This is a genomic window from Janthinobacterium sp. 67 (assembly GCF_002797895.1).
Lineage (GTDB): Bacteria > Pseudomonadota > Gammaproteobacteria > Burkholderiales > Burkholderiaceae_D > Janthinobacterium.
In genome coordinates, this window is sequence record NZ_PGES01000001.1 from 2,708,049 (window position 1) to 2,731,983 (window position 23,935).

Genomic DNA, 23,935 nt, shown 5'->3' on the forward strand with positions numbered 1-23,935 from the left:
CCAGAAGACTACCCTGATGCTGCTTGATTCCATCCGCACCCAGCTCGATTCGCTCTCCAAGTCGGAGAAGAAGGTCGCGCTGGCCGTGCTTGACCAGCCTAACCAGACGGTCAGCCAGAACATCACGGCGCTGGCGAAAAGCGCGCAGGTGTCGGAACCGACCGTGGTGCGCTTTTGCCGCACCCTGGGCTATGACGGCTGGCATGAATTCAAGCTGAAGCTGGCGCAGGGCCTGGCCCTGGCCATGCCGGGCGCGAACGAGCAGCCGGCGCAGGATGACCTGGCGGCCGACCTGGTGAATAAAATCTGCAGCCGCTCGATCAACACCCTGCTCGACCTGCGCAACAACCTGAACCCGGAAGCGATCCAGCGCGCGCTCGACATCCTGTCGCGCGCCAGCAAGATCGAATTCTATGGCCAGGGCACGTCGGGCATCGTGGCGGCCGACGCACAGCACAAGTTCTTCCGCTCGGGCGTGCCGACGGTCGCCTACAGCGATCCGAACATCCACAGCATCGCCGCTGCCCTGCTGCGCGGCGGCGACTGCCTGGTGGCCATCTCGCAGCGCGGCAACAGCCCCGCCCTGGTACGCTCCGTGAAACTGGCGCGCCGCGGCGGCGCCGACGTCGTCGTGCTGGCCCCTTCGGGCACCCCGCTGGCCGACCTGGCGACCGTGCTGATCCCGATCGACCTGGTCTTCAACACCGATCCCTACACCCCGATTTCCGCGCGCCTGGCCTACCTGGTCGTGATCGACGTGCTGGCCGTGGGCCTGGCCCTGCAACGGGGACCGGAGTTCCGCAAGAAGATGCAGAATGCGCAGAAGGCGCTGCAGGAATTCGACATGCAGTTTGATTCTTTTATTGGCTGAGGGGTATAGTTCCGGAGTAGCAGCAGACGGCTGGGGTCAGACCCGGCGGGTCTGACCCCGACTCCGACCACTTTAACTATCATCTTTCGCCATGAACCAACTCGAACAACTGAAGCAATTTACTACCGTGGTGGCCGACACCGGCGACTTCCAATCGATCCAGGCCTACACGCCGCGCGATGCGACGACGAATCCGTCGCTGATCCTGAAGGCCGTGCAGAAGGATGAATACAAGCCGCTGCTGGAAAAGGCCGTGCGCGACCATCCGAACGCCTCGACCGCCGAAATCATCGACCGCCTGCTGATCGCGTTTGGCGTGGAAATCCTGCAAACCATCCCCGGCCGCGTCTCCACCGAGGTCGATGCACGCCTGTCGTTCGACACGGAAGGCACCGTCGCCAAGGGCCGCGACCTGATCGCCCTGTATTCGAACGCGGGCATCCCGCGCGAGCGCGTGCTGATCAAGATCGCCTCCACCTGGGAAGGCATCCGCGCCGCCGCCATCCTGGAAAAGGAAGGCATCCGCTGCAACATGACCCTGCTGTTCTCGCTGGCGCAGGCGATTGCCTGCGCCGAAGCGGGCGCCCAGCTCATTTCACCGTTCGTCGGCCGCATCTACGACTGGTACAAGAAATCGACGGGCATCGACTACATGGGCGCGGAAGACCCGGGCGTGCAATCGGTCCGCCGCATCTACAACTACTACCGCAAGTTCGGCTACAAGACCGAGGTAATGGGCGCGAGCTTCCGCAACACGTCGCAAATCCTCGAACTGGCCGGCTGCGACCTGCTCACCATCAGCCCCGACCTGCTGCAAAAGCTGGCCGACAGCGATGCGCCGGTGGAACGCAAGCTGAGCGCCGAAGCGGCGCCGTCGACCAACATCGTGCAAATGTCGCTGAACGAAGAAGCCTTCCGCTTCATGATGAATGAAGACGCGATGGCGACGGAAAAACTGGCCGAAGGCATCCGCGCCTTCTGCGTCGATTCCGGCAAGCTGAAACAGATGATCGCGGCACTGCGTTAATTCCGGCACGCGAAAAAAAAGCGGCGTCCGTGCATGGCACGGCGCCGCTTTTTTCATGCCCGCGCGATCAGGAGCAACGGAACGTGGCCACGCCCTGGTAATTGGCGCCATTGGCCAGCTGCGCCTTGTAGGCGGCGATCAGCAGATAGCGGCCGGCGCCGCCGTCGCCCAGCATCAGCTGCGCGCCCGTGCCGCTCGACAGGTAGCCGCCGATAATGCTGCTCGACGCGGCCGAAGCCATGCTCGTTGACGCGCTGACCTTGCCCGTGCTGCCACCGGCGCTGGCATCGATGGACAGCGCCACCTTGGCGCCGGATGCATCGAACGACACGCTGGCGGTACCGCTGGCCTTGCCGAAGTTGGCATCCGAGGAGACGCTGGCGCCACCCGTGTAGGCCGGCGCCGTGAACGTACCCGCGTCGCAGCTTGGCGTGCCGCTGGCAGGCAGCGCGGCGAGGGCATTGTAAGCAACGTAATGGGCGCTGGCGTTATTGCCAGGCAAGCTGGTGGCGCCAAAGGTGTTGGTAAACGTCCCCTTGAACCAGCGTCCCTGCGCGAAGCTGGCATCGCCGCTAATTTCGCGCGTGACGGCCGGATTGCCGGTGAAGACGATGCCATTGATGTCGCTCAGGGCGCCAGCAGCGTCCTGCACCAGTGAACCGGCCTTGCCACTGCTCTGCAAGCCGATCGAGGCAAAGACAAAACGGGCACTGTCGCCTTTGACAAAGCGCGCGCTGACGGCGCCCGTGTTTTCGCCAGTGGCTGTGGGCACGACAGGAACGACGGGCGCCACCGGATCGGCAGGCTTGGCCGTGTTCACGGCAACCGACGTGTCGGATGGGGAGGACGAGCCGCCACCACCGCAAGCGGCAAGCGAAGCGGCGATCAGGGTCAGAACAACAGCGTGATTCAGTTGCATACGATTCCAATAAAAAAAGCAAGACATAAGGAATCCTTGGCACATGCCAAAAATTCAACGTCCAATATTATGCAACATTTCTCAGGAGAATGGTTGCCTTAAAGAATTTTATTAATACTAACAATGCGACTATAGCTAGCGCGACTGTGTCGTGGCGCCGCGCTGGCGGTAAAATACCTGGCTACAGGCCGCCAACGACTACTCATGCAATCACCGATCACCATCCGCCTGGGCCGCCGCGCCCGGGCCCGCATCGCCGAAAACGGGGTGCGCGCCGCCGATATCGCCATCGTCCCTGCCGCCGCGGGCGGACCGAAAGGCTTGATCCTGCACCAGCTCGATTGCTGGCTGTTCGGCGATTTCCTGCCGCAGGCGCCGCGCCAGCGCCACTTCGTCGGCGCCTCGATCGGCGCCTGGCGCATGGCCGCCGCCGTGTTCCCCGATCCGGTGGCCGCGCAGCGCCGCCTAGTGCGCGAATACGTGGGCCAGCGCTATCCCGACAAGCCCGAGGCGGCGCACGTCAGCCGCACCTGCCGCGCCCTGCTCGACGCCGTGCTCGACGGCCAGGATGCGCAGCTGCTGCGGCATGCGCAACATAGCCTGTCGGTACTGGCCGTGCGCGGCGTCGGCGCGCTGGCGCAGCCGGGCAAATGGCGCGACCGGCGCGGCTTCCTGCTGGCGGCCGCCGGCAACGCCGTGGCGCGCGCGCGCCTGGCCGCCTCGCTGGAACGCGCCGTGTTCCATGCCGGACCGGACGGCGCCAGCTGGCTGCGCTCGCGCTTCGACGCCTTTCATTCCCATTTCGTGCCGCTGGCGCAAGACAACCTGCGCGACGCGCTGCTGGCCTCCGGCTCCATCCCGCTGGTGCTCGACGCGGTCACGGACATCGCCGGCGCGCCGCCCGGGCGCTACTGGGACGGCGGCCTGGTCGACTATCATCTGCACCTGCCCTACCAGCGCGAACCGGACCTCGTGCTGTATCCGCATTTTGCCGACCATATCGTGCCGGGCTGGCTGGACAAGGCCATGCCCTGGCGCCGCGCGCGCAGCGGCGATAGCGCACTCGACAACATGATCCTCGTCTCGCCCTCGCCCGCCTTCGTGGCCAGCCTGCCCAATGGCAAACTGCCGGACCGGCGCGACTTCCCCCATTACGGCCAGGACCACGCGGCGCGCATGCGCGACTGGCGCCGCGCCATCGCGGAAAGCGAGCGCATGGCGGCCGCCTTCGCCCGTTGGGCGGAGCAGCCGGACCTGCGCCAGGCGGGAAATCTGTAGCACGGGCGTGGCTGCAACAGGCGCCGAAACAAGCGCGCTTTTCCCTCGCTTCTTGGTCGCTTCTCAGTGCATACTATGTCGCACAGGCAATTAAATCCCCTCTGCGACAGGAGCTCCTACCATGCACGCCCTCTCCCACCTTCGTATCGGCACGCGCCTGGCTGCAGGCTTCGCGCTGGTGCTGTTGCTGTCCGTCATTTCCACCTCGTACGCGCTGTACAGCGCCAGCGTGAATGCCGAGGCGACGCGGCAAATGATGGAAAAACCACTGGCCAAGGAACGCCTCGTATCGGACTGGTACGTGCTGATCTATTCGGCCATCGCGCGCACCTCGATGATCGCCAGGAGCACGGATGAAACCCTGTCGAACGTGTTTGCCGACACCATCGCCGACAGCACGAAACAGGGCAGCGAACTGCTGAAGAAAATCGAGGCGCTGCTCGACAGCGACGAAGAAAAAGCCATTTTCAAGGCGTCCATCGCCGAACGCGTCAAGTACCAGGATGCCAAGACCCTGGTGATGAATGCACGCAAGGCCGGCAACGCGGCGCAGGCGGAAAGCACCTACCGCGACAGTTTTGCCCCCGCCGCCACCAGGTACCAGAACAACGTCAAGGCCCTGCTGTCGCAGCAGCGCCAGGCCATCGACGCGACGGCGCATGCGATCGAGGCGGCCAACGGGCGCAGCTTCACCCTGCTGCTGACCTTGTGCGCACTGGTGGTGGCGCTGGGCAGCGTCTGCGCCTGGCTGATCACGCGCTCGATCACGCAACCGTTGAAGGCCGCCGTGAAGGTGGCCGAAACGGTGGCCGACGGTGACTTGCGCACGCATTTCGGCAAAGCCGCCAGCGATGAAATCGGCGACCTGATGCGCGCGCTGCACGGCATGAACGAGGCGCTGCGCAAGGTGGTGTCGGAAGTGCAGACGGGCACCAATGCAATCGCCACGGCGTCGGGAGAGATCGCCGCCGGCAACCAGGATCTGTCGGCGCGCACGGAGCAGCAGGCCAGTTCGCTGGAAGAGACGGCGTCGTCGATGGAAGAACTGACCAGCACCGTCAAGCAGAATGCGGACAATGCGCGCCAGGCCAACCAGATGGCGGTGGCCGCGTCCGGCGTGGCCGAACGGGGCGGCAGCATCGTCAGCCAGGTGGTCGACACCATGGGCGCCATCGATACGGCATCGACGAAAATCGTCGACATCATCGGCGTCATCGACGGCATCGCCTTCCAGACGAATATCCTGGCCTTGAACGCGGCCGTCGAAGCGGCGCGCGCGGGCGAGCAGGGACGCGGCTTTGCCGTCGTCGCCACGGAAGTGCGCAGCCTGGCGCAGCGCTCGGCCGCTGCGGCGCGCGAAATCAAGACCCTGATCGGCGACTCGGTGGAACAGGTCAACAACGGTACGCGGCTGGTGCATCAGGCCGGCAGCACCATGGGCGAAGTGGTCGACAGCGTGCGCAGGGTCACCGACATCATGGCCGAGATCACCGCCGCCAGCGCCGAGCAAAGCATGGGTATCGACCAGGTCAACCAGGCCATCGCGCAAATGGACCAGGTGACGCAGCAGAATGCGGCCCTGGTAGAAGAAGCGGCGGCCGCGGCCGAAAGCATGCAGGACCAGGCGGCGCGCCTGGCGCAAGTGGCGGCCGGCTTCCAGCTCGAACACATGACTGCTACTGCGCCGGTGCGCGCCACGCGGCCGGCCAAGACCGCCATTGCCAGCACGCCAAGGCTCGCGCCACGCCCCCCTGAGGCCAAGGCAAGCAAACCGGCAGCGCCGAAGGCGGCCGGTGCTGCGGCGCACAAAACGCCATCGCACATCGCCGGCGACGACTGGGAAGAATTTTAAGCCCGGCTTTCAAGCACAGTTTCAAGCGCCGCGCCGGCGGCGGCAAGGCGCTTGAAACTATTTGACAGCGGCGCCAGGCGCGCCGATACTGGTTTCAGGTGGGACTGGCGCGCCACCGCGACATGAGACAGCCGGCGCCTCCAGGGAGAGACCATGCGCCCCTATCTTGTTGCCGCCCGTTGTTTCAAGCATCTGGGCGCCGCCCTGCTCTGCGGCGCTTTGGCGGCTTGCAGCGTCGCACCGCCCGCCAGCCTGCCCCCCATCTTCAACGACAGCGATTTCGCGCCGGCCGCCGCCATCGACGCCAGCCAGGTCTTTGCCATCGACGAGACCATGCGCCAGTATGTGGGCACGCAAGTGCGGCGCGAGGCGCGCAACAAGAATAACCGCGCGGCGCTCTATGACGCCCTGTACGACAAGAGCAGGCTGAAACTCGAATACGATGCGGCCCTGACCCGCAATGCGCGCGAAACGTTCGCCGCGCGCCAGGGCAACTGCCTGTCGCTGGTGATCATGACGGCGGCGCTGGCGCATGAACTGGGCTTGCAGGTGCGCTACCAGGAGGTGTTGGGCGAAGAAAGCTGGAGCCGCAGCGGCGACATGTATTTTGTCGCCGGCCACGTCAACCTGATGCTGGGCCAGCGCCTGGGCGAAAATAGTAAATACGATACCAAGGGCATGCTGGTGATCGACTTCCTGCCGTCCGGCGACGTGGCGGGCTACCACACGCGCGAAATCAGCGAAGCGACCGTGCTCGCCATGTACATGAACAACCGCGCCGCCGAAACCATGAGCGAGGGCCAGCTGGACCAGGCGTACTGGTGGGCCCGGGCGGCACTGCTGCAAGATACCTCGTTCAGCGGCGCCTACAACACCCTGGGCGTGATCCAGTTCCGCCATGGCGACCTGGCGCAAGCGCGGCGCACGCTCGCCCATGCGCTGCTGCGCGCGCCGGACAATACGGTGCTGCTGTCGAACCTGGCGCAGGCGCTGGAAGCGTCCGGCCTGCCCGATGAAGCGCTGCCGCTGCGCCGGCGCCTGCTGGCGCTGCAGCCGCAGCCGCCCTTCCACTATTTCAACCTGGGCAAGGCGGCCATGCAGCGTAACGATTACGTGCAGGCGATACAGCTGTTTTCACGCGAAATCGCGCGCGACCCGTACTACCATGAATTCCACTTCTGGCTGGCGCAGGCGTATGCGCGCCTGGGCCAGCTGGAGCAGGCCGGCAAGCAGCTGGAACTGGCGATGAGCAACAGCACCACGCGCGGCGACCACACGCTCTATGCGGCCAAGCTGCAGCGCCTGCGCGCCGTCACCTCGCATTAATCTTCCAGGAACATTTGCTGCAGGTCGTTCAAGAAGCACAATCCCCGTTCCGTCGGGCGGATGACCTGATGGTCGCGGTACAGCAAGCCTTTCGCTTCGGCCGCATTCAGTGGCTGCTCGATGGCGTTGAGAGCCACGCCCGTGCGCTCGGCAAACAGGTTCGGCGCAAAGCCCTGCGTCAGGCGCAAGGTATTCAACATGAACTCGAAACCCATTTCCTCGCGCGCCAGTTCGCGCTCTTCCTGCACCGGGTTGCCGGCCAGTACCGCGTCCATGTAGGCGCGCGGCTGCTTGTAGCGGGCCTGGCGCAGCACGCGGTGCGGGAACGATATCTTCGAATGCGCGCCCGCGCCGATGCCCAGGTAGTCGCCGAATTCCCAGTAATTGCGGTTGTGCCTGGCCTGGCGGCCCGGCTGCGCATAGGCCGACACTTCATAGCGGCCATAGCCCGCCTGCGCCGCGCGCGCGGCCACCATGTCGGCGATGTCGGCGCTCTCGTCGTCGTCCGGCAGCACGGGCGGATACTTGGCGAACAGGGTGTTCGGTTCCAGCGTCAGGTGGTACAGCGACAGGTGCGGCGGCGCGAACGCCAGCGCCGTGTCCAGGTCCTGGCGCGCCTCGTCCAGCGTTTGCGTGGGCAGCGCGTACATCAGGTCGAGGTTGAAATTGTCGAAGTTGGCGTGCGCGATCTCCACCGCGCGGCGCGCCTCGTTGTCGTCATGGATGCGGCCCAGCGCCTGCAGATGGCGGCCATTGAAGCTCTGGATGCCGATCGACAAACGGTTGATGCCGCTGGCCCGGTAAGACTTGAATTTTTCCGCTTCAAAGGTGCCCGGATTGGCTTCCATGGTGATTTCGCAATCGGGCTCCAGTGGCAGCAGGGTGCGCACGTCCGACATCAGGCGGTCCAGGCCCGCCGCCGACATCAGGCTGGGCGTGCCGCCGCCGATGAAAATCGTGTGGATCTTGCGGCCCCAGATCAGCGGCAGCGCCATTTCCAGGTCCAGCCGCAGGGCGGCCAGGTATTCGGCTTCCGGCAAGTCGCCGCGCACCTCGTGCGAATTGAAGTCGCAATACGGGCATTTTTTCACGCACCACGGGAAATGGATGTACAGCGACAGCGGCGGCAGGGCCGTCAGGTTCAGCGCGCCCGGCTGCAGGTATTTCAGGGCCGCCCCGGCCGCGCCGGAAATGCCTTCCTGCGGCGCGGGAGCGGCGCCGGGCCTGGCTGCCGACTTGGCAACGGCGCCCACCAGTTTGATCGGGATCATCGCAGCTTTTCCACCAGCGCGCGCAGGGCCTGGCCACGGTGCGACAGCGCGTTCTTTTCATCGGACGTCAGTTCGGCCGCGCACTTGCCCAGCGCGGGAATGAAGAAGTGCGGATCGTAGCCGAAGCCGCCGTTGCCGCGCGGCGTGGCGATCATCTCGCCATTCCAGCGGCCGTCGGCGATCACGGGCTGCGGGTCGTCCGCATGGCGCACGTACACCAGCACGCAATAGTAATAGGCAGACTTGTCGGCATGCGCCTCGAGGTCGGCGATCAGCTTGGCGCTGTTGGCCGCATCCGATTTCGGCTCGCCCGCATAACGGGCCGAGTACACGCCCGGCGCGCCGCCCAGCGCATTGACGCACACGCCGGAATCGTCGGCCAGCGCCGGCAAGCCCGTCAGGCGCGATGCGTGGCGCGCCTTTTGCAGGGCGTTTTCAACGAAGGTGTGGAACGGCTCGTCGCTTTCCGGGACGTCATACTCGCCCTGGGCGTGGACGGAAAAACCGATGGTCGAGAGCAGCTCGTTGAATTCCTTGAGCTTGCCGGCGTTGTTGGAGGCGAGGATGAGGCGTTGGGTCATGTCAGTAGTCCGGTTGAAGTGCCGACATTGTAAACCTTTTGCGTCCCCCTCACCTTGCCCCGCCGCTGCCGGAAAAATCGGCAGGTGTGGGCTTTTTGCCCGGCGCGGCGGGCAATGACATGTAAATCTGTGTAAAGATTACATGCCGAGGGCCTGCTTTTGCAGGGCGATCAGATCGGCGATGCCGCCCTGCGCCAGGTCCAGCAAGCGGTTCATGCCGGCGCGGTCGAAAGCGGCGCCTTCGGCCGTGCCCTGCACTTCGATGAAGTGGCCCGCTTCCGTCATCACCACGTTCATGTCCGTGTCGCAGCCCGAGTCTTCCACGTAGTCCAGGTCCAGCACCGGCATGCCCTGGTAGACGCCCACCGAGATGGCGGCGACAAAGCTTTTCACGGGAATGGCGGCGATCGCGCCGCGCGCCTGCAGCTGGGAAAACGCGTCATACGCGGCCACCATGGCGCCCGTGATCGAGGCCGTGCGCGTGCCGCCATCGGCCTGGATCACGTCGCAATCGAGGTGCAGGGTGCGTTCGCCGAAGGCCTGCAAATCGAAGGCGGCGCGCAGCGAGCGGCCGATCAGGCGCTGAATTTCCTGCGTGCGGCCCGACTGCTTGCCGCGTGCCGCTTCGCGGTCCATGCGCGTGTGCGTCGAACGCGGCAGCATGCCGTACTCGGCCGTCATCCAGCCCTGGCCCTTGCCCTTCAGGAAACCCGGCACCTTGTCTTCGATGCTGGCGGTGCAGATGACCTTGGTATCGCCGCACTCGATCAGCACCGAACCTTCGGCATGCTTGGTGTACTGGCGGGTGATGCGGATGGCGCGCAGCGCGTCGACGGCGCGGCCGCTCGGGCGGGATTCGAATGTCATGGGATGTCCTGTGTGATTGGGGTTGCGGCAGCGATTCTACCACCGCGCGCCCGTCTATTTGCGGCCATGCAACAGCGCAAGGCGCAATGGCAGGCGGTGCACACATGATCCATACAATCCTGCCCCGCCAAACACAATTTTCTTTACAATGCCGTAAAACGCACACTATTCAGCAATTTTCAGGCCATCGTGCTCTTCGGTCTGTTTTGCGGCGCGGGCGGTATTGCCTGCGCTGGCTGATTAAGTGTATAAGTGACTGTATACAAGATCAAATCGGGGAATCCTTTGAGCATTTCAAGCATGACAGGCTACGCGGTTGCCACCAGCGAAGGTGCTGCAGGCACACTGACAATTGAAATCAAGAGCGTCAACTCGCGCTTTCTCGACCTGCAATTCCGGATCAACGACGATCTGCGGGCCCTGGAGCCCGACTTGCGCGCCGCCGTCATGTCCGCCATCACGCGCGGCAAAGTCGAGGTACGCCTGAGCTTTGGCCGCAAGGCCGCGACCGCCGGCACGCAGGCGCTGAACCTGCCCCTGCTGACGGAGCTGGCGCGCCTGCAAGCCGAAGTGGGCCAGCATTTTGTCTCGGCCCCCGTCATGACGGTGGCCGAACTGCTGCGCTGGCCTGGCGTCATCGAAGAAGCGCAAGTGGGACAGGAATCGCTGCAGGCGGACGTGGGCGCGCTGACCCGCCGCACCGTGGCCGCCTTCGTCGAGAGCCGCAAGCGCGAAGGGGCGGCGCTCGAAGCCGTGCTGGTGTCGCGCATCGAGGCGATGGAAGCCATCGTCAAGCGCATCACGCCGCTGATCCCGCAAGTCGTCGCCGCCTTCCAGCAAAAAGCCATCGAGCGCATGCAGGATGCGCTGGGCCTGGCCAGCCAGGGCTCGAATTCGGCCCTGTCGCGCCAGGACGCCATGGAACGCATCCGCCAGGAAGTGATCTTGTACGGCATCCGCATCGACGTGTCGGAAGAACTGGCGCGCCTGTCGGCTCACCTGGGCGAAACGCGCCACATCCTCACCAAGGGCGGGCAAGTGGGCAAGCGCCTCGACTTCATGATGCAGGAACTCAATCGCGAAGCCAATACCCTGGGCGCCAAGGCGTCCGTCAAGGAACTGGCCGATGCGTCGATGGACTTGAAGCTGCTGATCGAGCAGATGCGCGAACAGGTGCAGAACCTGGAGTAAGCCATGACCGCACCACGCATCCTGACGCTCGCCAGCGTCACCCTGGCGCTGCTGGCGGCAGGCGCGCAAGCGCAACCTGCGCAGCAGCCGTCGCCGTATGCGGTTGAAGGCTGCACCTCCGGGTGTTTCGCTCTCAAGGAACGCGGCGCCGCCATCTACACGGGCGCCGACGCCGCCTCCTACCGCATCTGCTCGCGCAGCAACTTGGGCGCGGAAGTCTCGGTCGACAGCGCCATCGTGCGCATCAGCAACCGCGACTGCACCGATGTGAATGGACGGGCCATCGTTCTCAATAGCGGCGAAATCGCCCTGGGCCGGCTGCCCCGCTGAGGCAGGGCACGCAACTTACGTCAGGCGCGCTCCGGCGCGCCCCCTGTCGCTGGCGGCGATGACGACGCAGGCGACAAACAGCACGATGCTGTATTCCACGCCGCCGGCGCCATGCTCGCCCACGAACCAGCCCTTGGCCGCATGCACGATGACGATGCCGCCGACGCAGATCACCATCAGCCCGGCCGCCGCCCAGCGCATGTATTTGCCGGCGATGAGCAAACTGCCGCAAACGATTTCGACGACGGTAATCGCCCACACGACGGCCAGGCCGTACATGAATCCCTTGTCTTCCAGGAAACCGGCAAAGCGGGGAATGGTGCCGTTGGCGATGCGCACGATGGCATGCGCCATGAACATGACGGCGATGGCCACGCGCAGCAGCAGCATGGCCTGGGCAACACTGAGAAATGGGAAATTTTTCATGCACGCATCCTGTCGGCAAATAGTTATCAAGAAAAAACCATTCCAAATTAAATAACTATTTCTTCAGGATCACAAGCAAAATATGCGCAGGCCTGGCGGCATCGCGCATCGCGGGGCTGGCTCGCCGCCTTGCCTCTTGGTAAAATACCGAATTGGGCGGCGCCCATGCAAGCGCAAACGCCGCCATCACACGCATATGGAAAGATCCGCATGAGCCACCCTACCGCCTTCTCCGGCAGCCTGTTCGTGGTCGCCGCGCCATCGGGCGCCGGCAAATCGACACTGGTCAATGCATTGCTGGCGCAAGAGCCCGGCATCAAACTGTCGATCTCGACCACCACGCGCGCGCCCCGTCCGGGCGAGCAGCATGGCCGCGAGTACTATTTCACGACGGCGGAAGACTTTGTCGCGCGCGCCGACCAGGGCGAGTTCCTGGAATGGGCGGAAGTGCATGGCAATTACTACGGCACTTCGCGCATCATGGTGGAACAGCAAATGCTGGCCGGCACCGATATCCTGCTGGAAATCGACTGGCAGGGCGCGCGCCAGGTGCGCAAGCAATTTCCCCGCGCGGCCGGCATTTTCATCCTGCCGCCATCGATCGATGCGCTGGAAGAACGCTTGAACAAGCGCGGCCAGGACGAGCCGCACGTGATCACGCGCCGCCTGCTGGCGGCCGGCGGCGAAATCGCACACGCTCCCGAGTTCGAGTATGTTATTATCAATGAAGAGTTTACGGTCGCTTTGTCCGAACTGAGCGCGATCGTGAGAGCGGCCCGTTGCCGGTTTGCGCAACAAGCGGCCCGCAACGCATCGCTATTCGCCCAGCTGGGCCTGCACGCAGAGTAATCCAGCCTGCACGCCAGTTCATACACAGCACCACGCAAAAATTTTAGGAGTTACTATGGCCCGTATCACAATCGAAGATTGCCTGAAGCAGATCCCTAACCGTTTCCAGCTGACCCTGGCTGCGACTTATCGCGCACGCCAGTTGTTGCAAGGCCACACCCCTAAGGTGGAAGCCAAGGACAAGCCTACCGTAGTCGCACTGCGTGAAATCGCTGCCGGTAAAGTCGGCATCGAAATGCTGAAAAAGGTCCCGATGTAGTGGGAACCCGCGTGCCGGAACAGTGCTGACCCCTGGTTCTACCGTATCCTTTATTCACACTGTGAAGCAACGCGACGTTTTATGAGTCTGACCCCAGCCGACACGACTTCCGCAGCACTGCCGCCCCTGGCCCCGCGCCAGGCGGCAAAATCGCAGGGCGCTTCCGCGCCCGGCGTCGGCACGTCCGGCGGCAATCCCTCCGCAGTGCCGCCGGCACCCGCCTTGGGCGTGGCCTCCGTCAGCCACCTGGCCGACAAGCTGGCCGAATACCTGTCTCCCGCCGACCTGAAAAAAGTCAAGGAAGCCTACCGCTTCTCCGACGAAATGCACCTGGGCCAGATGCGCCGCTCGGGCGAGCCGTACATCTCGCATCCGATCGCCGTCGCTGAAATCTGCGCCGACTGGAAACTCGACGCGCAAGCCATCATGGCAGCCCTGCTGCACGACGTGATGGAAGACCAGGACGTCAAGAAGGATGAATTGATCGAGCGCTTCGGCGCACCGGTGGCGCACCTGGTCGACGGCCTGTCGAAACTGGAAAAGATCGAATTCCAGACCCAGATCGAAGCGCAGGCGGAAAACTTCCGCAAGATGCTGCTGGCGATGGCGTCCGACGTGCGCGTGATCCTGATCAAGCTGGCCGACCGCCTGCACAATATGCGCACCCTGGACTTCATGACGGCGGCAAAAAAACGCCGCATCGCCAGTGAGACCATGGAAGTGTACGTACCGATCGCGCACCGCCTCGGCCTGAACAATATCTACCACGAGCTGCAGGACCTGTCGTTCTCGCACCTGTACCCGATGCGCTACCGCACCCTGGCGAAAGCCGTCAAGGCGGCGCGCGGCAACCGGCGCGAAGTGGTCAACAAGATCATGGAAGCGGTGAAAAGCACCTTGTCCATGGCCGAACTCGAGGCCGACGTCACGGGCCGCGAAAAGACCCTGTACGACATCTATAAAAAGATGCGCAGCAAGCATTTGTCGTTCTCGCAAGTGCTGGACGTGTACGGCTTCCGCGTGGTGGTGAGCAGCTTTGCCGACTGCTACGTGACCCTGGGCACCCTGCACAGCCTGTACAAGCCCATGCCGGGCAAGTTCAAGGATTACATCGCGATCCGCAAGCTGAACGGCTACCAGTCGCTGCACACGACCGTCATCGGCCCCTACGGCACGCCCGTGGAATTCCAGATCCGCACGCAGGAAATGCACCGCACGGCCGAGTCCGGTGTGGCGGCGCACTGGCTGTACAAGAGCGGCGAATCGAACCCGTCCGACCTGCAGCAGCGCACCCATGCGTGGCTGCAATCGCTGCTCGACATCCAGCAGCAGACGGGCGACTCGGCCGAATTCCTCGAACACGTCAAGGTCGACCTGTTCCCCGATTCCGTCTACGTGTTTACGCCGAAGTCGAAGATCATCGCCCTGCCGCGCGGCGCCACGGCCATCGACTTCGCTTATTCGATCCACACGGGCATCGGCGACCAGACCGTGGCCGTCAAGATCAACAACGAAACCTCGCCCCTGCGCACCGAGCTGCACAACGGCGACATCGTGGAAATCATCACCGATTCCTCGTCGCGCCCCAGTCCGACGTGGCTGTCGTTCGTGCGCACCGGCAAGGCCCGTTCGGCCATCCGCCACCATCTGCGCACGATCAACCTGCCCGAATCGATCGCCCTGGGCCAGCAGCTGCTGTCGCAGGCGCTGCAGACGCTGAACATCGACGCCGACCTGCCAGCGCCATTGGTCGAACGCCTGCTCAACGAATCGAGCGCCAATTCCATGGACGAGCTGTATGCGGACATCGGCATCGGCAAGCGCATGGCCACCCTGGTGGCGCGCCACATCTTCGGTTTGATCGGCGGCGAAGCGGCCAGCATGCCGGTGGAACACAACAGCGGCAGCGAGCTCGACCCCGTCACCATCTGCGGCAGCGAAGGCGTCTCCGTGCAGCTGGCGCCATGCTGTTTGCCGATTCCCGGCGACCAGATCATCGGCCAGCTGCGCCGCGACCAGGGCTTGCTCGTGCACACGAGCGACTGTTCGCAAGCGAAGCGCCAGCGCGCCAAGGAACCGGACCGCTGGATCGCCGTACGCTGGGGAACCGAACTGAACCGCCGCTTCGACTGCCGCATCAAAGTGCTGATCAACAGCGAACGGGGCATCCTGGCCAGAGTCGCCGCCGAAATCGGCGAATCCGACGCCAACATCATCTACGTGGGCATGGACGAAGACAAGGACAACGTCCTCGACCAGCTGCGCTTCACCGTGCAAGTCAAGGACAGGGTCCACCTGGCCGCCCTGCTGCGCAATGTACGCAGAGTGGCCGGCGTGAACCGCATCCTGCGCGAACGTAACTAAGAATTGTTGGCAAAAAGCTGGGGTCAGACCCTCAGGGGGAATCCGCCCCAATGGGGCGGATTCCGATCGCGAAGCGACTGACCCTGGATCTCCGCTGCGGGCTACCGGCTTATTTCCGCAACTCGCTGTAAAAACGCTTGGTTTCCGGTGGCGGGCGTGAACCGAGTCTTGCGCGAACGCAATTAAACCCCACGGCAAATACTGGGGTCGGACCCTCAGGGTCCGACCCCAGCACTCACGCTTTGCGGGTTTGCAGTTCCCTCACAAATTTGGCACTTCCAACGACCGCATTGCCACGGCTGGCGGCACGCAATGCCTGAACAGCCGTTTCTTCGTCCGCATGAAATAAAGCAGCGTAGGCTTGCCGCCGCTCATCCGGATTGTTACCCATGCTTAAATAGAGTGGATGCGGCCTTACCAGGGCATCCTCGCGCCCCTCCGCATTACAACGATAGCTGGACCATCGGTAATGCCCCGGATAGCGCACCATGCCCGCACGCACGGGATTGAGCTCAATATAGCGCTGGCATACCAGTAAATAGGTTTCGTCTTGCACCACGCAGGATTTGTAGCGCCCGTCCCACAGCGGCCCGGTCCGACGGCGGCGCCAGTTGATGTAATGCGCATATTCTTGCCCCAAGGCTTTCATCATGCGCGACACGGCAAGAACGCTATCCGCCGAGAGCAACAGATGCACATGATTCGTCATCAGGACATAGGCATGCAGCGCGCAGCTTTGCGCATGTGAGTGCCGCTGCAGTTGTTGCAAATACCAAAGGAAATCGGCGGGATCAAAGAAGCAGATTTGCCTGTCCGCTCCTCGCTGCACCACATGCAAGGGCATACCAGGCACAAACAAACGCTGGACTCTGGCCATGATGAGACTCCCATCAAGAAAAGTCCCAGCGTGACAGGCTTATCAAGACGACCCCTGCGTCACCGCAAACTACCCCTCCCCCGGCGCCGGATACGTCACTTCCAGCAACTCCAGCTCCTGCTCGCCCAGCGGCGTGTTGAGGGTGATCACATCGCCCTCGCGGGCCTTGGTGATGGTGCGGGCCATGGGCGAGACCCAGCTGATCTTGCCGTTCAGAGGGTCGAACTCGTCGATGCCGACGATGGTGATGGTGTGCGTTTCGCCGTCGCTGGTGCGATAGGTTACCGTGGCGCCGAAAAATACCTGGTCGTTGCCATGGTGCACGCTGGGGTCGACGATGGCGGCCAGGTCCATGCGCTTGGTGAGGAAGCGGATGCGGCGGTCGATTTCGCGCAGGCGGCGCTTGCCGTAGATATAGTCGCCATTTTCCGAACGGTCGCCATTCGACGCCGCCCAATGGACGATGCGCACCACTTCCGGACGGTCGACGTCGATCAGCTGCAGCAGCTCATCCTTGATGCGCTGGTAACCGGCCGGCGTGATGTAGTTCTTGGCGCCGGCGGGAATGGCCAGCGCCAGCGCGGCCGCTTCTTCATCGTCGTCGTTGTCGGATTCTTTTACAAAGGCTTTATTCATCCGCCTATTGTAGCCCCGCCGGGGAGCGGCGGGCACACGGGATACGGGGGCGGGCGGGCTTTTTTGACGTATCATCGTGGCAATCGCGGCAAACCTGCGCCGCACACGGAGACGGATGAAAAAATTCTACAGAGTCAGGCGCTGGCTGTTCGCGCCGCTGGTCTACCTGGCCGCCATCTTTCTGCTGATCGAGGAGTGGCTGTGGGCGACCGGGGCGCGCATCATGCAGGTAATCGCGCAGTTTCCGCCCCTGCATGCGCTCGAAGCGTGGATCAAGCGCCTGCCGCCGTACTGGGCGCTGGCCATCTTCGTGCTGCCGGCCGTGCTGCTGTTTCCCGTCAAGCTGCTGGCCCTGCTGGCGATCGCGCGCGGCCATGCGTTTTCCGGCATCGGCGTGATCGTCATCGCCAAGCTGGGCGGCGCGGCCACCGTCGCGCGCCTGTATACGCTGACGCGCCCTACCCTGCTCAGTTTGCCGTGGTTCGCGCGCTGGCACGGCCTGTTCATGGAAACCAAGGACCGCTGGATCGCCCGCCTGCGCGCCACGCGCCCATGGCGCAGAGTCAGCCGCCTGTCCGCAGCGCTGGGCCGCGCCCGCCGCGCTTGGTGGCAACGCCTGCGTACGCGCGCCGCCGCCGGGCGCCACAGTTCGCGTCCGGCACGGGTGCTGCGCCGCTTCGTCGCCTTCTGGCGCGCCCGCCGCTGATGAAGAAAGGCCACTCCATGCACGACACTCCCCGGCTGGCGCCCGCCATGCGCGCGGCGGCGCCGGAAATCTACCTGTACGACGCGGCCAGCTTGCAATTGCTGGACGCCAACGATGCCGCCTGCGACAACTTGCAGTACGCGCGCAAGGAATTGCTGGCGATGACGCCGTTCACCCTGGCGCCGCAACTCGACGCGCAGCAGCTGGCCGCCGTGCTGGCCACCCTGGACGACAGCATCGGCGCGCAAGCCCGGCTGCACGTGCAGCAACGCCGCCGCGACGGCAGCCTGTATTCGCTGAGCCTGCACCTGTCGCGCGCCCACCGCCAGGGGCGTTCCCTGCTGCTGGCCGAGGGCGAAGACTTGCGCACGCCGCAGGCGACGGCGGCCGCCCTGGCGCAGGTGCAGTCGCGCTTCAACGCCATCGTGTCGAACACGCCGGGCCTCGTGTACCAGTTCTGCCTGCATGCGGATGGACGGGCCTCCTTCCCCTACCTGAGCGACGGCTGCCAGGCCCTGCTGGGCTTGAGCCCGGCACTGCTGCACGCGCGCCCGGAACTGTTCTACCAGTTGATCCTCGCCGACGACCGCGCCTCGTATCTGGAATCGATGCAGGCCTCGAAAAACGCCTTGTGGAGCTGGAACTGGGAAGGCCGCATCTGGATCGATGCCTGGAAGGACGTCAAATGGATCAACCTGCGCTCCACGCCGCGCGCGCTGGCCGACGGCACGGTGCAGTGGGAAGGCATCATGACGAACATCACGGAAAGCCGGCTCGAGCAGATCGAAGTACGCCAGTCGCGCGCCCGCCTGGCCGAGCTGACGGCGCACATCGACAAGGTCAAGGAACACGAACGCACGCGCCTGGCGCGCGAACTGCACGATGACCTGGGCGGCAACTTGACGGCCATCAAGATGGCGCTGGCCATGCTGGCGCGCCGCCTGCCGCCCGACGACCCGCAATTGCAGGAAAAGGCCGACTATGTCGACGCCCTGGTCGACCGCAGCATCGACGCCGTGCACCGCATTTCGCTGGACTTGCGCCCCTCCATGCTGGACCTGGGCCTGGTCGCCGCGCTGGACTGGCAAGTCAAGGAATTCGCGCGCCAGGCGGGCATCGAATGCCAGTTCATTTCCAACCGCCAGCACATCGAGCTCGAGCTGGACCAGGCGACCAGCCTGTTTCGCATCGCCCAGGAAGCGCTGACGAATATCGCCAAGCATGCGCAGGCAAGCAAGGTCACCGTGCGCCTGGCCCGGCAGCGCCAGCATATCAGCCTGTCGATCGCCGACAATGGCGTCGGCATGCGCCTGTCCGACCGCGCCAAGCCGCAGTCGTTCGGCATCCGCGGCATGGCCGAACGGGCCAGCGCGCTGGGCGGCACCCTGAGCCTGATGGATGGGCCGGGCGGCGGCACCGTCCTGAGCATAAAAATCCGGCTGACCACGCCGCGAGAGGCGATAATAGCGGCTGCAGCCAGCGCACCAGCGCAAAGCGGATCGCCATGAGGCCACAGGGCCGCCGCAGGGCGCAGAGATTCAGATAGGAAACAACGCAGTCATGAAAGAAAAAGCCACCATCCGGGTATTCATCGCCGACGATCATGCGATCGTGCGCGAAGGCTTGAAACAAATCCTCGCCGACACGAAGGACATCATCGTGGCCGGCGAAGCTGAAAATGGCCACGACGCCATCAAACTGTTCCGCGGCTCGAAATGCCAGGTGTTGCTGCTCGACATCTCCCTGCCCGACCGCAGCGGCATCGAGGTACTCAAGCAGATCAAGAAGGAAAAGCCGGAACTGGCCGTGCTGATGCTGTCCATGCACCGCGAGGACCAGTACGCCATCCGTTCGCTCAAGGCGGGCGCGGCCGGCTACCTGACGAAACAGAGCGCGCCGCGCGAGCTGGTCACGGCCATTCGCCAGGTAGCGCAGGGCTTGAAATACATCAGTGCCTCGCTGGCCCAGGAATTGGCCAACACGGTGGGCGAAGACCACGAAACGGCCCTGCACGACACCTTGTCGGACCGCGAATACCAGACGCTGGTGATGATCGCCTCGGGCAAGGCCGTGGGCGCCATCGCCGAAGAGCTGAAATTGTCCGTGAAAACCGTCAGCGAATACCGCGCCCGCCTGCTGGTCAAGATGAAACTCAAGAATAGCGCCGAACTGACGCATTACGCCATCCGCAACCAGCTGGTGGATTGACGCAAAGCGGCATGCACGCTGGCATCGGGCGAATTGACAGGACTTCTCCTTGCTTCTCGCACAATAAGTTCTTTGCCAACTCGCATATCATGAGGATAATGAGAAATATCTGAAAAGGCTGTGCCTACATGTCCAGTAAATTGCCATCTTCACCAGCAAGCGCTCCCGCTGGCGCCACGAATGCCGCCGCCGCGATGAACCCGGCCGATATCGCCCGCGAAGCGTTTCGCCGCCTGGCCACGCGCCGCATCGCCCCGACACCGAGCGCCTACCGCGATATCTACAATGAAATCGCCGGCATCAGCGAACCTGCGGACACGCCGGCCGCGCCGGGCGCCGTGCTGGCCGCCAGCGCACCAACGGAGAGCGGCGCGGAAAACGTCCTGACGCAATTTGCCGCCAAGATGAGCGAATCGGCGGGCGAACTGGGCGACTTCGGCCGGCGCTTCCAGCGCGCCCTGAAAGCGCGCGACTGGGACAGCTATGCGCGCACCCTGGCGCAGCTGGCGGAAAAACAGGTCAAGAAAGGCGGCGGCATCGAATTGCCGCCCTTGCCGGACGGCGAACAGACGCGCACCCTGCGTGAATTGCTCAGCCGCACCCTGGGCTTTGCCGTCGCCACCTTGCTGACGGGCACGCCCGCGCTGGTGGAAGAGGCCGAATCGCTGGGCGCGGCCATCAAGCAGGCCCATACGGAAGAAGCACTGAACGAAGCTGCCCTGCGCCTGAAGCAGCTGTGCTACCAGATCGAACTGAAAAGCGGCGACACGGCCGAGCAGCAGGAATTGCTGCTGCGCCTGTTCAAGTTGTTGCTCGATAACGTCAGCCAGTTGCTCGACGACGACAGCTGGCTGCGCGGCCAGGTCGATGCCGTGCAAAACCTGATCGCCGGCCCGCTCGACCAGCGCGCGCTGGAAGACGCCACGCGCAGCCTGAAGGAAGTCATCTACAAGCAAAGCCAGCTCAAACACAGCCTGTCCGACGTCAAGCTGACGGTCAAGAACATGATGATGACCTTCATCGACCGCCTGGGACAAGTGGCGGCCAGCACGGGCGACTTCCATGAAAAAATCGGCGGCTATTCGGAAAAGATCAGCCAGGCGGAAAATATCACCGAACTGAACAGCGTTCTCGACGAAGTCCTGCGCGAAACGCGCATGGTGCAGAACGAAGCCTTGCGCGCACGCGACAAGATGGTGCTGGCGCGCCAGGAAGTGCAGGATGCCGAGCAGCGCATCCACACCCTGGAAGCGAAGCTCCAGCATATGAGCGAACTGGTGCGGGAAGACCAGCTGACGGGCAGCCTGAACCGCCGTGGCCTGGACGACGTGTTCGAGCGCGAGACGGCCCGCTCCGACCGCCGCGGCACGCCGCTGTGCATCGCCATGCTGGACCTGGACGATTTCAAGCGCCTGAACGACACCTACGGCCACCTGGCCGGCGATGCGGCGTTGAAACACCTGGTCAAGATCGTCAAGGAAACCCTGCGCTCGATGGACGTCATCGCCCGCTTCGGCGGCGAGGAATTCCTCATCCTGCTGCCGGAAACGACGGTCGAGGCGGCCTCGTCGACGATGACGCGCCTGCAGCGCGAGCTGACCCGGCATTTCTTCTTGCACGACAATGAAAAAGTCTTGATCACCTTCTCCGCCGGCGTAGCCCTGCGCCTGCCCAACGAAGACCAGGCCGAACTGGTCAAGCGCGCCGACCGCGCCATGTACCAGGCCAAGCAGACGGGCAAGAACCGGGTGGTGGTGGCGGAGTGAACCCTGCCTGCGTCATGCCATGCCGTCCCGCCGCCAGGCCGGACGGCATTTTTAATGGCAAGAACAACAACACACATCTCTCCCCAGTACGCCGCGAGCATGCGCGCGATATAAAAATAAAACTATTTTTTACCCTAAAGTTTCCTTAAATCGTGTCGTCTAGCGCACGGTCAACGACAAACTGAAGGGCCAAAAATTAAAATTTAAAGCACTTTTCGCCATAAATTTTCCCGCAGAGCAACCGTTACCCTAAACAACAGCGGCTTGATTGTCCCGGAACAGCGGGGCAGGCCAAAGTGACTAGCACATAGCGCAATGTAGTACCTGTCTGGAGAATCATCATGGCTGCAGTAATTAATACCAACATCTCGTCCCTGAATTCGCAACGCAACCTGTCGACCTCGCAGTCGGCCCTGAGCACCTCGCTGCAACGCCTGTCTTCCGGCATGCGCATCAACAGCGCCAAGGATGACGCCGCCGGTCTGGCAATTTCCGACCGCATGACGTCGCAAATCCGCGGCATGACCCAAGCTACCCGCAATGCAAACGACGGCGTCTCGCTGGCCCAAACGGCTGAAGGCGCGTTGGCAAGCTCGGGCGACATCCTGCAACGTATCCGCGAACTGGCAGTGCAATCGTCGAACGCCACCAACTCGGCCAGTGACCGCCAGGCGCTGCAAACCGAGGTAGGCCAGTTGGGTTCGGAGCTGAACCGCATTGCCACCACCACATCGTTCAACGGCCAGGCGCTGCTGGATGGCACCATGGGCACCGCCAACTTCCAGGTCGGCGCCAACGCCAATCAGCTCATCTCCGCCACTGGCGCCAACTTCCTGACCAGCACTTACGGTAACAACCAAGTGCAAGGCAGCGGCGTGGCTCCAGGCACGGCAACGGCAATGGTTGCCGCCAAAACAATCGATGTAGCCGGCTCTACCGGCCTGGCAACCTACACCACGACAGCCACCGACACTGCCCGCTCCGTGGCCGCCGGCATCAATGCCCTGACCTCCAAGACCGGCGTCACAGCCACCGCCAGTACCGATCTGAACTTGACGATGGCCGCTGGCTCGCAGTCGTTCACGCTCCAATCGGATAACGCCACTGCCGTGACGATGTCCTTTACCGTGACCGGCACCGGCTCCACCGCCAGCGATTACGCCGCCGGCATCAACGCCATCAATGCGCAAACGGCGAACACCGGCGTCACCGCCCAGTACGATTCGGTCAAAGGCGGCATGAAGCTGACCAATTCGACCGGCAATGACATCAAGATCGTCAATGGTGCGGCAGCCAGTGGCGCGAACTCGTTCACGCCTTCAGGCTACAGCAACACTGGCGCACTGGTAGCAGGCTCGGCTACAGCTGCTGGCGCGACTGCGTTTGCCAACGGCACGCTGACCTTCGACTCGCCAGGCGGCTTCTCCGTCACCGATGCTGGTTCCGGCTTGGCCCTGAGCGGCACTTCGAAGCTGCAATCGGTTTCGTCGCTGGATGTCACTACCTTCGCTGGCGCGCAAACGGCCCTGAAAATCACCGATGCAGCGCTGGCCTCGGTGAACAGCCAACGCGCCCAGTACGGTGCATTGCAATCGCGCTTCTCGTCGGCCATCTCCAACCTGCAATCGACGACGGAAAACCTGTCCGCTTCGCGCAGCCGCATCGTCGATACGGACTTCGCGTCGGAAACTGCCAACCTGACCCGCGGCCAGATCCTGCAACAAGCTGGTACTGCCATGCTGGCGCAAGCGAACTCGCTGCCAAACGGCGTGCTGAGCCTGCTGCGCGGCTAATCTTCGATTAGTCAGGTAACAGCGTTGGACTTTGATTCCCCTGCCGGATTTTTTCGGCCGGGGAATTTTCACTAGGAGAGCACCATGACTATCGACACGATAGCGGCCGCCTCCGCGGCCAGGATAGACAAGAGTTATGCGTCCGCGGACACGCCGGCTGCACGCGCGGCAATGCCACGCGCCGCCACGGAAAACGAGACGGTTGCGCCAAAACAAGCCAGCAAGGAACCGAGCCGGGAACAGTTGAACAAGGCAGTGTCGGAGCTAAACCAATCGTCGCAAATAAAGACGCAAGGCATTGAGTTTTTCATCGACGAGGACAGTCAGCGCACGGTGGTCAAGATCATCGACCAGGAAACCAAGGAAGTGCTGCGCCAGATTCCCACCAAGGAAGCCCTGGAGCTGGCCAAGACCTTCGACTCGGCCAAAGGCTCCCTGATCAGCCAGAGCGCATGAGATGGGATTGCCCACGGACACACAGCATCGTGGCAATACGCATCGGCGGGACACCGGGGCCCGATAGCCTGACTATCCGGCC

23 protein-coding genes are annotated in these 23,935 nt (G+C 63.5%); 16 read left to right on the plus strand and 7 right to left on the minus strand.

Going from position 1 to position 23,935, the window contains the following annotated elements; genetic code table 11:
* The first annotated feature begins 16 nt into the window (after positions 1-16).
* Entirely contained in the window at positions 17-871 is an 855-nt protein-coding gene (locus CLU90_RS12130; RefSeq protein ID WP_034750862.1) for an SIS domain-containing protein, read from the plus strand.
* Between the two features lie 91 nt (positions 872-962).
* The gene (tal, locus tag CLU90_RS12135) at positions 963-1,898 is read left to right on the plus strand and encodes a transaldolase (protein WP_034753971.1); all 936 of its coding nucleotides are present in this window, start codon (positions 963-965) and stop codon (positions 1,896-1,898) included.
* Between the two features lie 67 nt (positions 1,899-1,965).
* On the opposite strand, the gene CLU90_RS12140 is transcribed toward tal, so the two are convergent.
* Entirely contained in the window at positions 1,966-2,817 is an 852-nt protein-coding gene (locus CLU90_RS12140) for a hypothetical protein (protein ID WP_157808811.1), read from the minus strand.
* Between the two features lie 204 nt (positions 2,818-3,021).
* Between CLU90_RS12140 and CLU90_RS12145 the strand changes: the two genes are divergently transcribed.
* From CLU90_RS12145 to CLU90_RS12155, 3 genes are all read left to right on the plus strand, one after another.
* On the plus strand, positions 3,022-4,095 hold the full coding sequence (locus CLU90_RS12145; protein WP_100428035.1) for a patatin-like phospholipase family protein: 1,074 nt from the start codon (positions 3,022-3,024) through the stop codon (positions 4,093-4,095).
* Positions 4,096-4,216: 121 nt separating this feature from the next.
* Positions 4,217-5,947, plus strand: coding sequence for a methyl-accepting chemotaxis protein (locus CLU90_RS12150; protein WP_100428036.1), 1,731 nt, complete (start codon positions 4,217-4,219; stop codon positions 5,945-5,947).
* 153 nt (positions 5,948-6,100) lie between these two features.
* The gene (locus CLU90_RS12155; RefSeq protein WP_100428037.1) at positions 6,101-7,273 is read left to right on the plus strand and encodes a tetratricopeptide repeat protein; all 1,173 of its coding nucleotides are present in this window, start codon (positions 6,101-6,103) and stop codon (positions 7,271-7,273) included.
* On the opposite strand, the gene hemW is transcribed toward CLU90_RS12155, so the two are convergent.
* The 3 genes from hemW to rph all read right to left on the minus strand — a co-directional run bounded on the left by hemW (position 7,270) and on the right by rph (position 9,992).
* The gene (gene hemW / locus CLU90_RS12160; protein WP_100428038.1) at positions 7,270-8,544 is read right to left on the minus strand and encodes a radical SAM family heme chaperone HemW; all 1,275 of its coding nucleotides are present in this window, start codon (positions 8,542-8,544) and stop codon (positions 7,270-7,272) included. The two genes, CLU90_RS12155 and hemW, sit on opposite strands and share 4 nt — an antisense overlap.
* Positions 8,541-9,125 carry an RdgB/HAM1 family non-canonical purine NTP pyrophosphatase gene (rdgB, locus tag CLU90_RS12165; RefSeq protein WP_092710955.1) on the minus strand — a complete coding sequence of 195 codons (585 nt, stop codon included), beginning with the start codon at positions 9,123-9,125 and terminating at the stop codon, positions 8,541-8,543. Before rdgB ends, hemW begins: the two co-directional genes overlap by 4 nt.
* 138 nt (positions 9,126-9,263) lie before the next feature.
* The gene (gene rph, locus CLU90_RS12170) at positions 9,264-9,992 is read right to left on the minus strand and encodes a ribonuclease PH (protein WP_092710958.1); all 729 of its coding nucleotides are present in this window, start codon (positions 9,990-9,992) and stop codon (positions 9,264-9,266) included.
* A gap of 300 nt (positions 9,993-10,292) precedes the next feature.
* On the opposite strand from rph, the gene CLU90_RS12175 reads away from it, so the two are divergent.
* Entirely contained in the window at positions 10,293-11,183 is an 891-nt protein-coding gene (locus CLU90_RS12175; protein ID WP_092710961.1) for a YicC/YloC family endoribonuclease, read from the plus strand.
* A 3-nt stretch (positions 11,184-11,186) separates the two neighbouring features.
* Positions 11,187-11,513: a hypothetical protein gene (locus CLU90_RS12180; RefSeq protein ID WP_092710964.1), complete on the plus strand. Its 327-nt coding sequence runs from the start codon at positions 11,187-11,189 to the stop codon at positions 11,511-11,513.
* Positions 11,514-11,528: 15 nt separating this feature from the next.
* On the opposite strand, the gene CLU90_RS12185 is transcribed toward CLU90_RS12180, so the two are convergent.
* The gene (locus CLU90_RS12185; RefSeq protein WP_100428039.1) at positions 11,529-11,939 is read right to left on the minus strand and encodes a DoxX family protein; all 411 of its coding nucleotides are present in this window, start codon (positions 11,937-11,939) and stop codon (positions 11,529-11,531) included.
* A gap of 210 nt (positions 11,940-12,149) precedes the next feature.
* Between CLU90_RS12185 and gmk the strand changes: the two genes are divergently transcribed.
* The 3 genes from gmk to CLU90_RS12200 all read left to right on the plus strand — a co-directional run bounded on the left by gmk (position 12,150) and on the right by CLU90_RS12200 (position 15,411).
* Complete coding sequence (gene gmk, locus CLU90_RS12190; protein WP_077407781.1) at positions 12,150-12,788, plus strand: guanylate kinase; 639 nt, start codon at positions 12,150-12,152, stop codon at positions 12,786-12,788.
* Positions 12,789-12,843: 55 nt separating this feature from the next.
* Positions 12,844-13,047 carry a DNA-directed RNA polymerase subunit omega gene (gene rpoZ, locus CLU90_RS12195; protein ID WP_010400723.1) on the plus strand — a complete coding sequence of 68 codons (204 nt, stop codon included), beginning with the start codon at positions 12,844-12,846 and terminating at the stop codon, positions 13,045-13,047.
* An 81-nt stretch (positions 13,048-13,128) separates the two neighbouring features.
* On the plus strand, positions 13,129-15,411 hold the full coding sequence (locus CLU90_RS12200; protein ID WP_092710970.1) for a RelA/SpoT family protein: 2,283 nt from the start codon (positions 13,129-13,131) through the stop codon (positions 15,409-15,411).
* 235 nt (positions 15,412-15,646) lie between these two features.
* Here CLU90_RS12200 and CLU90_RS12205 read toward each other — a convergent pair whose 3' ends face one another.
* Positions 15,647-16,288, minus strand: a complete 642-nt coding sequence (locus CLU90_RS12205; protein WP_100428040.1) for a transposase — start codon at positions 16,286-16,288, stop codon at positions 15,647-15,649.
* A gap of 69 nt (positions 16,289-16,357) precedes the next feature.
* Positions 16,358-16,924, minus strand: coding sequence for a transcription elongation factor GreB (gene greB / locus CLU90_RS12210; RefSeq protein ID WP_092710976.1), 567 nt, complete (start codon positions 16,922-16,924; stop codon positions 16,358-16,360).
* Between the two features lie 115 nt (positions 16,925-17,039).
* Here greB and CLU90_RS12215 point away from each other — a divergent pair, with 115 nt between their 5' ends.
* From CLU90_RS12215 to CLU90_RS12240, 6 genes are all read left to right on the plus strand, one after another.
* Positions 17,040-17,630 (plus strand): hypothetical protein, encoded by a 591-nt coding sequence (locus CLU90_RS12215; protein WP_100428041.1) that lies wholly within the window; start codon positions 17,040-17,042, stop codon positions 17,628-17,630.
* Between the two features lie 17 nt (positions 17,631-17,647).
* A complete protein-coding gene (locus tag CLU90_RS12220; RefSeq protein ID WP_232731177.1) occupies positions 17,648-19,138 on the plus strand; it encodes a sensor histidine kinase in 1,491 nt (496 codons plus the stop codon).
* Between the two features lie 52 nt (positions 19,139-19,190).
* Entirely contained in the window at positions 19,191-19,838 is a 648-nt protein-coding gene (locus CLU90_RS12225) for a response regulator (RefSeq protein ID WP_034753998.1), read from the plus strand.
* A 194-nt stretch (positions 19,839-20,032) separates the two neighbouring features.
* Positions 20,033-21,604, plus strand: coding sequence for a diguanylate cyclase (locus tag CLU90_RS12230; RefSeq protein ID WP_092710983.1), 1,572 nt, complete (start codon positions 20,033-20,035; stop codon positions 21,602-21,604).
* Between the two features lie 341 nt (positions 21,605-21,945).
* On the plus strand, positions 21,946-23,397 hold the full coding sequence (locus CLU90_RS12235; protein WP_100428042.1) for a flagellin N-terminal helical domain-containing protein: 1,452 nt from the start codon (positions 21,946-21,948) through the stop codon (positions 23,395-23,397).
* An 84-nt stretch (positions 23,398-23,481) separates the two neighbouring features.
* Positions 23,482-23,853 (plus strand): flagellar protein FlaG, encoded by a 372-nt coding sequence (locus CLU90_RS12240; RefSeq protein WP_100428043.1) that lies wholly within the window; start codon positions 23,482-23,484, stop codon positions 23,851-23,853.
* Positions 23,854-23,935 lie beyond the last annotated feature (82 nt).